This is a genomic window from Bacillus sp. mrc49 (genome assembly GCF_002803435.1).
The window spans coordinates 1-11115 of the sequence record NZ_PHNG01000001.1 but is presented as its reverse complement, the minus strand read 5'-3'; the positions used below and the strand labels follow the sequence as shown (position 1 = coordinate 11115).

The 11115-nt window shown below is 40.3% G+C and carries 10 protein-coding genes; all 10 read right to left on the bottom strand.

The genetic code is table 11. From position 1 onward, the window contains the following. On the bottom strand, positions 1 to 328 hold a 328-nt coding region (locus CVN76_RS00050), incomplete at its 3' end, for an exodeoxyribonuclease III (protein ID WP_198512379.1). 74 nt (positions 329 to 402) lie between these two features. Beyond that, positions 403 to 1908 (bottom strand): cardiolipin synthase, encoded by a 1506-nt coding sequence (gene cls / locus CVN76_RS00045; RefSeq protein WP_100530051.1) that lies wholly within the window; start codon positions 1906 to 1908, stop codon positions 403 to 405. Positions 1909 to 2025: 117 nt separating this feature from the next. Further along, positions 2026 to 3465 (bottom strand): glycogen synthase GlgA, encoded by a 1440-nt coding sequence (glgA, locus tag CVN76_RS00040; protein ID WP_100530050.1) that lies wholly within the window; start codon positions 3463 to 3465, stop codon positions 2026 to 2028. A 16-nt stretch (positions 3466 to 3481) separates the two neighbouring features. Further along, positions 3482 to 4588: a glucose-1-phosphate adenylyltransferase subunit GlgD gene (gene glgD / locus CVN76_RS00035; protein ID WP_100530049.1), complete on the bottom strand. Its 1107-nt coding sequence runs from the start codon at positions 4586 to 4588 to the stop codon at positions 3482 to 3484. Between the two features lie 17 nt (positions 4589 to 4605). Beyond that, positions 4606 to 5772, bottom strand: coding sequence for a glucose-1-phosphate adenylyltransferase (locus CVN76_RS00030; RefSeq protein WP_100530048.1), 1167 nt, complete (start codon positions 5770 to 5772; stop codon positions 4606 to 4608). Then, positions 5772 to 7712: a 1,4-alpha-glucan branching protein GlgB gene (glgB, locus tag CVN76_RS00025; protein ID WP_232732027.1), complete on the bottom strand. Its 1941-nt coding sequence runs from the start codon at positions 7710 to 7712 to the stop codon at positions 5772 to 5774. Before glgB ends, CVN76_RS00030 begins: the two co-directional genes overlap by 1 nt. 245 nt (positions 7713 to 7957) lie before the next feature. Beyond that, positions 7958 to 8971, bottom strand: coding sequence for a glycoside hydrolase family 15 protein (locus tag CVN76_RS00020; protein WP_100530047.1), 1014 nt, complete (start codon positions 8969 to 8971; stop codon positions 7958 to 7960). 375 nt (positions 8972 to 9346) lie between these two features. Continuing rightward, positions 9347 to 9877, bottom strand: a complete 531-nt coding sequence (locus tag CVN76_RS00015; protein WP_100530046.1) for a mismatch-specific DNA-glycosylase — start codon at positions 9875 to 9877, stop codon at positions 9347 to 9349. A gap of 308 nt (positions 9878 to 10185) precedes the next feature. Next, positions 10186 to 10401 carry a hypothetical protein gene (locus CVN76_RS00010; RefSeq protein WP_100530045.1) on the bottom strand — a complete coding sequence of 72 codons (216 nt, stop codon included), beginning with the start codon at positions 10399 to 10401 and terminating at the stop codon, positions 10186 to 10188. 13 nt (positions 10402 to 10414) lie between these two features. Continuing rightward, entirely contained in the window at positions 10415 to 10999 is a 585-nt protein-coding gene (locus CVN76_RS00005) for a DUF2642 domain-containing protein (protein ID WP_100530044.1), read from the bottom strand. Positions 11000 to 11115 lie beyond the last annotated feature (116 nt).

Here is an 11115-nt window from a genome sequence, read left to right as displayed (position 1 = left end):
TGGCATTTGGTGCATAGACATTCACCATATAAAATTTCTCGTATTCGAGGGTGATGATCCTTCCTTCTGGTTCCTCGGTCAAGTCGCCTACACCATATTTCACTGAGAGCGGCTTTTCCTTTGTAAAAATGGCAGTCCCAGAATACCCTTTTTTCAGCGCATAATTCCAATATTGATGGTACCCATCAAGTTCAAGGGAAATTTGTCCTTCTTGAAGCTTCGTTTCTTGAAGACAGAATATATCCGCATCAACTTCTTTAAAATAATCTAAAAACCCTTTCTTCACACAAGCCCTAATTCCATTTACGTTCCAGGAAACCAATTTCATATTCTCTTAAACTCTCCTTATACCCGTTAATTTCTTTTCCTTTCCACTATACTATTGATTCGGTTGTTTTCCCATTAGAGTACATTGGAAAACAACCTGGCAAATGATTCTTTTGAACGTTCGAGCATACTGCGATTATTATAAGTAATGGGGTCAAGTTTTTCACTGTCCAGCATATCTTCCTTATAGTGAGTGATAAGATCACCGATGGAACGGCTGCCCATAAGGAAGACATTGACTTCGAAATTCAGATGAAAACTCCTCATATCCATGTTTGCCGTACCAATGGAGGCAATATCGCCATCCACGATGATGAGTTTCTGATGTAAGAAACCTTTTTTATAGGAATAAACTTCAACGCCATATTGAAGCAGCTCCCCGAAATAAGAGCGGCTTCCGTATTGAGTCAAGAAACCATCATTTACCGCAGGAACCATCAGCCTAACTTGAATTCCTTTTACGGCTGCATGTTTAATCGCCGCTTTGATCGCTTGATTAGGGACGAAGTATGGACTGGCGATCCAAATTGATTCAGTAGCGCTATTGATAAGCGCATAGTAAAAATCACTCATGATTCCCTGCTGTGTATCCGGCCCGCTTGCCACCACCTGGACAGCTCCGTCCCCTTTTCCGCCTTCGCTTTTCAGTTCCGGACGCTCCTGCAATACATCTTCGCCACTGACATATTCCCAATCCAAAAGGAAAACGGTATGAAGCATATATACCGCTTCCCCTTTAAGGACCATATGTGTATCCCTCCAGAATCCAATCTCTTTATTTCTTCCTAAATACTCCTCACCGACATTCAAGCCGCCGACAAAGCCAATCTCCCCGTCGATAATGATGATCTTCCGGTGATTCCTGAAATTGAATTTCTGATTGAAAAAACCATTTTTCAAAGGAGAAAACGGGAAGGCTTTTATACCGGCATTTTTCATTCTTTTAATTTCGTTATTCGACAGTTTCAAACTGCCGGCTGCATCAAAAATGAATAAAACTTCCACTCCAGCTTGTGCTTTTTCAATGAGGATATCGATTATTTCCGTGCCAAGCCTATCTGATCGAAAAATATAATACTCAATATGAATGAACTTTTCCGCCTTTTTTAACTGTTTAATGATTTCCGTAAACGTTTCATTGCCATTTTTCAAAACTTCCGTTTTCGAAGACGTACTGATAGTGGTCTCAGAAGCGTTTTTGGCAAACGCTGCAAACGATTGCTGGTGATTATTCAAGAATGATAAATCTGGAGCTGATACCTGTTTTACAAGGCCCTTCCACTCTGCTCGGTCTCTTTTCCTTTTGGTTTGATACAAATACCCTTTTAAATAGAGTTGTCCTGAAAATAAATAAAATAGATAGCCGAAAACCGGGAAAAACAGCAGGACATACATCCATAATAGCGTTTCGTGCGCAAATCTATTTTCGAGCATGAGGGAAAACATCGTCACGAACATGACAAATATATATAATCCTACAAAAAACAGTTTCATATCAAAGCTAACTTGCGTAAACAAAATTACGTATACAGCAGCAATTAATATAAATAAAAATATAATTTCCATTCTTCTTCTTTTCATCTTTTCATTCTCCTACACAGCAATATTTTATATACCTTTGAACATATACCCATAATTGATGGTAAAAGAAACAAAACACCTACGAAGATTTATTTTCGTAGGTGTTTTGTGTAATTCCTATCGTTTCATGACCGGAAGCAGGCTCTCATATAGCTTAATATAAGCCGAGGAGGAAGAAGTCCAACTAAAGTCCAGCTTCATGGCACGTTCGACCAGACTCTTCCACCGCTTCGGCTGGAATTTGTACAGCCCCACGGATTGCTCAATGGTATGAAGCATATCGTGTGCATTATAATTCGTAAAACTGAAGCCATTCCCTTCACCAGTAAACTGATTGTAGGGAATAACCGTATCACGGAGCCCACCGGTTTCCCTAACTAATGGGAGGGTACCATACCGCAGCGCCAGAAGCTGGCCGATTCCACACGGCTCGAATTGGGAAGGCATCAGGAATATATCAGATCCTGCATAGATACGCCTTGCTAAGCCCTCATCAAAATATGTATTGACGGAAACTTGATTCGGATACTGTTCAGCTAAATGACGAAAGGCCGATTCATATTGCTCCTCGCCTGTACCCAAAAGGATGAATTGAATGCCCTGGTTCATCATTTCATGAAAAACGTGAAGAATGAGATCGATTCCCTTTTGGTCGACGAGCCTTGTCACCATGGATATTACCGGTGTATCATCCCTCACTGGAAGATTCAGCGATTCCTGCAACCGGCGTTTATTCTCCAGTTTCCCTTCATAGGAATCGTAGGGAACGGCAAGGTACTCATCTTTGCGAGGATCATATTCTTCATAATCGATTCCATTGATGATGCCTTTAAGGTCACCATTTCTTTTGCGTAAGAATCCATCCAGATTTTCACCAAAATAGGGGCTTTGAATTTCTTCCGCATAACTTTGGCTTACCGTTGTGACGATATTGGAAAATGCTAAGCCAGCTTTCAAATAACTGACATTTCCATGAAATTCAAGACCATCGATATTAAAATATAACTCACTTAAATCCAGCAGTTCGGCCAATACCGTTTTGGAATAGACCCCTTGATATCGTAAATTATGTATCGTAAAGACCGTTTTTATATCCTGATAGAAAGGATGATTATGATAGTGCGCTTTCAGCAATACACTGACAAGACCCGTCTGCCAATCATGACAGTGAAGGATATCGGGCTTTTCATCTAAGTATGGCAAAGCCTCCAATATGGCACGGGAAAAGAAAGCGAACCTTTCGCCGTCATCGAAGAAGCCATAACTCCCATGTCTTTTGAAATAATATTCGTTATCCAAAAAATAATATGTAATTCCATTAGCGACAAGCTTCTCGATTCCACAAAACTGCTGGCGCCAACCTACAGGAACTTCAATACTGGTCATATGCGTCATTTCCTGTTTGAACTGAAAAGGGAGATCCTCATATTTAGGAAGAATGACACTTACATGGACTCCCTGTTTTAGTAGTGCTTTCGGGAGCGCGCCTATTACGTCTCCGAGCCCTCCCGTTTTTATGAAGGGGGCGCATTCCGAAGCAGCGAATACTATGTTCATTGCCGCACCTCCTCTATTAAATGACTTCCGCTTTTTTTATTACAGCCGGCTGTTTCCTGCCAATGACCGCTTTATCCTTGGTTATTTTCACTTCTTTATCCGTTATCGTATTTTCGACGATAGCACCTTCTTCAATTTCACCTTTTTGCATGATGATGCTATTCCTGATGATTGCGCCTTTTTTTACCTTTACCCCTCGGAAAAGAATGCTGTTTTCCACCGTTCCTTCAATGTCACAACCATTTGCAATTAACGAATTGGTAACATTCGAAGACCGTGAGTATTTTGTCGGCGCTTCATGCTTGATTTTTGTATAAACATCCCATGTGTCTCCGAAAAAGGAACGGATGACGGCAGGATTAAGGAAATTCATATTACTGGAATGGAAACTTTCAATTGAATGGATGAATGGCATATCTCCAGTAAAGTTGTAACCTTTGACTGTAAAGCGATGGAGATTGGCTTTCACTGCATCTTTCAAAAAGTCATATTCCCCATTCGCTACACAGCTTTTTATCAATTTAACCAATAAAGTCTTGCTTATGATGAAGGTTTCTAAACAAACATGGTCTCCTGGCCTAGGGATCGTGTAAAAACTGATGTCCGTGATATCTTCATCGGAATCGACCGAGCACGTGTGGTAAATCGGTTTTTCAATCAATTCGCCGACATAGTCTTTATACACGACGGTTATATCCGCATCATGTTTTTTATGATAAGCAAGCACTTCATTAAAATCCAATTTGGATACATGGCATCCCGGGGAAATGATGACAGTATCAGCCGCTGCCCGTTCGAAAAAGCTGAGGTGATCATGAAATTGTTTCATATCGCCAGTTACTGTTTCGTCGGGATGGATGGGAGGCAGGATGAACAGCCCTCCTGAACGTCTATCCAGATTCCATTCCTTACCTGAACCGAGATGATCCATGACCGAAAGATATTTTTCCTTAGGGAAAACGGCTACTTTTGATACATCGGCGTTAATGAAGTTAGACATCGTGAAGTCAATCAAACGGTAGCGTCCGCCAAATGGAACGGATGCCACATTACGATGAGCAGTCAGCTCTTTTAAATGTTGTTTTTCATTGATTAAGTTAATAATACCCAACACATTTTCCATAGCATCTTCCCCTTTTTCTAGTTAAGAGTAATTTTCTTTTTATTTGGATTGATAATGGTCTGATTTTCGCCGATTAACGTAATATCGGAAGTTACCGCCGAATTCCCTACGACTGCTCCATCTTCAATTATGCAATTGCTGGCAATGATGCTCCGTTCAATATGGACATTTTTACCAATGGTCACATTGGGCATGATGACTGAATCTTTTATGGTTGAACCATAGCCGACCTTAACATTGTAGGATAGCACCGAATGTTCGATGTTACCGTCGATCATGCATCCTTCATTGATAAGTGACTGACTGACCTCGGCATTTGCTGAGATATATTGCGGTGGGTGATTGGCATTGCGGGCAAAAATCTTCCAATGCTGATCATCCAACTGGAAATTCGGTTTTTCCTCCAATAAATCCATATGTGCCTGCCAGAGGCTCTCGACGGTTCCGACATCTTTCCAATATTCATTAAAACGGTAGGCATACAGCTTCTTTCTGTCTTCCAGCATCTTTGGAATGATGTTGCTGCCAAAGTCATTAGAAGAATCTGCATCTTTTTCATCATTTATCAAATATTGCCTTAGCTTCTTCCAATTGAAAAGGTAAACACCCATTGACGCGAGGTTACTCTTTGGATATTTAGGTTTTTCATCGAATTGGGTGATCTTATCCTCGTCATTAGTATTCATGATCCCGAATCGGCTTGCTTCTTGCCATGGTACTTGAATGACGGCTATGGTTGCCTCTGCATTCTTTTCGACATGATAATCCAGCATTTTACTGTAATCCATTTTATAAATATGGTCACCGGAAAGGATGAGTACGTGCTCAGGATCATAGTTGTCAATATATTGGATATTTTGATAAACGGCGTTTGCCGTTCCTTTATACCATTCACCACCTTCTTTGCCTTGATATGGCGGAAGAACGGAGACTCCGCCAACATCCAGATCTAGATCCCAGGCTTTCCCGTTCCCAACATAATCGTTTAAAATCAGTGGCTGATATTGGGTCAGTACCCCAACCGTATCAATACCAGAATGAGTGCAGTTACTCAATGGAAAATCGATGATTCTATATTTACCGCCGAAAGGAACAGCTGGTTTTGCCAACCCGATGGTCAGTTCACCTAACCTTGAACCCTGGCCTCCTGCCAATAACATTGCTATCCATTTTTTTGCTCCCATTATTCGTTCACTCTCCCCCGTCTTTTTTTTGTTTGCTTCATATAAATAGAAACGCCTAATGGAGGTACAGTTATTTCCATACTGAATGGTTGATTATGATAAGGTTCTTTTTTAACAGCAATGGGTTGCTCGTTGACCTGACCAGATCCTCCGAAATCCGCGGAATCACTGTTGAAGACCTCAATATATTTACCATGAGATGGCACGCCAATCCGATATTGATCATGAGTCTGTGCAGAAAAATTACAGACCACAATACAATAATCGCCTTTTCGCTTACCTTTTCTCATAAAGGTAATGATACTCTGACTACTATTGTTTGGATCTATCCATTCAAACCCCTCCTGGACATGATCAAGTCTCCATAATGAAGAGGTTTCTTTATAGAATGTCTGTAGGGTCCGAAAGTAATAAGAAAGTTTCTCATGAGATTCATATTCCAAGAGCAGCCAATCCAATTGCTCTTCATCTTTCCATTCGATGAATTGGCCGAATTCGCCACCCATGAAGAGAAGTTTTTTTCCAGGATGCGTCATGAAATAACCGAAGAGCAGTCGCAAATTCGCGAATTTCTGCCAATAGTCACCTGGCATCTTATTTAGTAACGACTTCTTGCCATGAACTACTTCATCATGAGAGAACGGCAATACGAAATTTTCTGAAAAAGCATAGAAAAATGAGAAGGTCAAAAGGTTATGATGGTATGGCCTCTCACCTGTTTCCAATTTCATGTATCGAAGGATGTCGTTCGTCCATCCCATATTCCATTTATAATTAAAACCAAGCCCGCCCATATCGGTTGGATATGTTATAAGTGGGCGATCTGTTGCTTCTTCAGCCATCATTAATGCATGAGGATATTTCTTGAAAACTGCTTCATTGAGCCTTTGAAGAAATACTATCGCTTCTAGATTTTCCTCTCCGCCATTTTGATTTTTCAATTTGACCGGCAAAGGATTGTCATGATTTAAATACACCATTGACGATACCGCATCGACACGGACCCCATCGATATGGTATACCTCCATCCAAAACATCACATTTGAAATTAGGAAGCTTATGACTTCCGGTTTGCTGAAATCGAAGTTATAAGTGCCCCATAACGGACGTTCTGCCCTATTATGATCAATAGGTTCATAGAGTGGTGTGCCATCGAAACGGGAAAGTCCATGGGCATCCTTACAAAAATGGGCGGGAACCCAGTCCAGGATGACTCCTATGCCATGTTGATGGCATTTGTTGATCAAATACTTGAAATCTTCCGGTGAACCGAAACGGCTGTTTACCGAATAATAGCCGGTAACCTGGTATCCCCAAGACTTATCGAATGGGTGTTCCATTATCGCCATGATTTCTATGTGTGTAAAACTATTATCAATCACATACTCAACTAATCTATCGGCCAATTCACGGTAAGAATAAAATTCGCCATTCTTTGTCTGTTTCCATGTGCCTGGGTGCACTTCATAAATGGACATGGGCCTATGATAGATGTTTTCCTTTTTCCGATCGGTTATCCACTTCGAATCTTGCCATTCAAAATTATCCAGCCTTTTGACAATTGAAGCTGTATTTGGTCTGACTTCCGAATAAAAGGCATATGGATCGGCTTTAAGGATACGTTTATTTCCAGGTGTATGTATTTCGTATTTGTATAGTTCCCCTTCTTGAAGTCCTGGTACGAACAACACCCAGATACCTGAACGCTCGACCCGATTCATCACATGATCGGTTCCGTCCCAATCATTAAAATTACCTACTACCGATACTTGCTTGGCATGGGGGGCCCAAACGGCAAACCTAACTCCTTCTTTACCTAAAGATGTGATTATGTGTGCCCCAAGCATCTTATAGCTTTCATAAAGGGTCCCTTCATGAAACAGAAATAAATCAAAATCGCTTGGATAATTCTCTTGCAGCTGATCCAAAATTGTATTCAATAAAACCCCTCCATCAATATGAACTCGATAACATTTCATCATCCTTCCCCAGTTATTATATATATTCGGTGAAAATAACATTAATCCTTCAATGGAGGTGAAGATATTGTAATAAATGCCCGTTTTTTTGAAAATTAAAACATTTATTTGAAAAAAATCAACCAGATTATGTAAAAAAATCATTATTTCAATAAAAGCTCTTCCCTTTTTATTGGAAGAGCTCTACGTTACCGTGTATGAATGATTCATGTCGCTTGTTCTGAGCGAAGCATGTCGGTTTTCGTCAAGAAAAGATAAGACAAAGATACGGACCATGCCAATGGTGTATTTTTGTTAGGGATATCACTTCCGCCAATATATAACTCGGGGACTTCCCAATTTTCCGGAATGATCCTTTTCGTTTTTTCTATATACTCCATGGCCTTATTCACCATGCCAAGTTCAAGAAAGCATAACCCCAACCAAGGGAGCCCGAAGCACCATTCCGCTTCCCGGCCTTCGTTATAATAAAGATCATTTTCGTAACGAATACAACCGTTTGTTCTTTCAAGGAGACTTGTAACATTATTCAAAATTTTAAGGGCTATTTCCCTGTCGACGAGTCGATAAGGATATATTAAGGATAAAAGGGCTAAATCCGCCTCTTTAGAATAGCTTTCCCTAGGAAGAAGAAAGCGGAGTGCCTCTTCTCCCTTTTTGATCAGTTCTTCCTTTACGTTGACGAGCATCTTGACTGAATTCAAACCGGCTACACATGCACCGATGCTCGAAGCGTGTATTTCGATGTTCTCTTCCCACATCCCATTATCTTCCGACTGCCAATATTGCAGGCATTCCAAGTAATGAACCAGCTTTTGAACGATTTGTAAATCACGTCCATCTCGGATCACCTTTTTCCCATGCCTGTATCCTTCGCCGACGCCCCACAAAAAAGCACCGATTGCATCATTTTGAGCATGCCCCCACTCATCGGGCAGCTCCTTCAGCTCAGTGGAATATCTCGAGTGGATATATTCGAATAGATACTGAGGTTTTTGCTCAGTGTGAATATCTATCTTCCATTCATAGGTTTGAAATAAGTCGAATAAGGCATGATAGGCCTTTTCATAACGACTGGATGGGTCATTTATAAAAGGAAGTACTGTATATACCACATCCCTTATCCAAACATAATTATAATCGTTGGAAACGCTAGCAGTATATGCACCATTAGTAAGCCGCATGCGATCGAGAACCTCTAGGGCACCATTTACATTCATTTATAGAACACCTCCATAGTTATTTCCTCATTTCCATTGTTGACAGACTACCGCATTCTAAACATCCGTTTTTTCCTTTACATATCGAAGCGCTTACAATTAACTTACATGCAACACTTTTTAAAAGTACTTTCACCCTAGTTTATGTGGTCAATGCCTTTTTTGATAATCAAGCTTTCCTTGTTCAGTAAAAAGCGTCATTTGCCTACACGATGGATAGTCAGTCAACGGGGCATTCATTCGTACTTGATTCTGGAAAGGAACGAAAAACCCAGTGATGGAAATCCATCACTGGGTTTTTCGGCCTATCCTTAATATGCTTAGTATAGATTGAAAGAAAAATCGTACAGATTAGCGTCACCTGCTTCCTGCTTTTTACTTTGCAGTTCTTTCAGTTACCGTCTTAGCGAGCAGAATCGGCAATTCCCGATATATTTCGATGATTTCTTCGATCTTCATTCTCACCAAGCCGCTGGAGGATGGTGCGACGAATTCCATCGTCGCATTGGATAATGGATCTTCCTGCAGGCCCCAAGCGATATATCGTGATTGACGATATTCCTGATAAACGCCCTTGCCTACGAAACAGACAAGTTTAGGCTTATACTTTTCAACTTTTGCTTTTAATTGCTCTCTTCCTTTGCTGTATTCTTCCTTAGTGATATCATCCGCCCCTTTTGTAGGCCTGGAAACGATATTCGTGAACCCATACCCCAAATCCAATAAGGTAAGATCTTCATGGGGGGAATATTTCCTCGGGGTCAAACCTGATTCATGGAGGATTTTCCAAAAACGGTTGTTAGGATTTGCATAATGATGTCCTGTTTCCCCGGACCGTATGCTTGGGTTGAAGCCAACAAACAAAATATCGAGATTCATCTTTAAATGATCATCTATTCCTTCCATTGATTATCACTCCTTTTCATGTCTCTCTTCCATTCATTGTACAAAACGGAACAATAATTAACTACCCTTATGCCCTTCCCACACGAACATACCCAAAAAAACGTCAATTTTCTATGTATTCGATATCGATATTGCAACTTAATGTATCCAGTAATTGCGGCACAAGAAAAAATCACACATAAGCATTTTTCCTATGTGTGATTGGAATGTTTATCGGCAGTGTCAAGATCCTTTTGAAAGCCGGAGCAGCTGCACTTAATCGGTGAAAAGAAACAGCCACCTTATAGATGGCTGCTTCTTCATATTACTTATTGTGCGTTTTCTACACGAACATAGTTAATTTGATTTAATGGAATGGTGATGATATCCAAATCGCCTTCATAACCACCGGATGTTTCCGTTAAGCGAACGATTTCATCGGTCACTACATGTAAAACTCCCTCAAATAAATCACTGCTTGTTGCCACTTCGACCGGGTTCCCGATATAATGTCTTAATTGATTGAAAAAAATACTAGATAACAATGCATTCTCCTCCTTATATAGGCTCTCTAACAGAATTGATGGCACGGAATGGAACGAATACGACAGTCCCAGCTGCTTCGCTAATGACGATATAATCAGCTTCAATTGCACTTAAAATTCCCGTCACCGGTGCAAAATCAGTGGAAACCGTTACAGTTCTTCCTAGTAATCTAAATAAAACCCTTCTTAAATCACTGAATGGGTCTCCAGGAATACCCGGTGTATCTGGGAAGTCTGGTGTATCTGGCGTATTGTTGCCATTTTCAATAAGCCACTTATAATAGAGGTATTCGCAATAATTCTTTTTACATTCTTTCTTGCTGCTCATTTTTTTACCACCTTTTTGATTGTCTTTTATACGATCATCTTTTCTATTCTCTTCTTGCTTGTGTTCACACTTCTTACTCTCTTCCTTTTTGCAATGATCACCCTTTCCCTTTTTTAGTACAGCACTGAATTCGTTGTCGATCGCAAGCGTGAATCCCGGTATGGTTTCTATTGAAAATGAATTTTCGGTCTGCAATTTTGCTAATATTTTACCTAAATTCGATCTTCTTGAATTCCTTGATCCACTTAATTCCTTTGAGGATCTTGACATTTTGCTGCTCCTTTCTATATGGCTTCAAAAGTAGTATATTGACGAATGCTGTTTTCGGCTTGGACTAAACAACCTTTTTTTACTAACTTAATATTTTTTATGAAGGATGTTCAAAA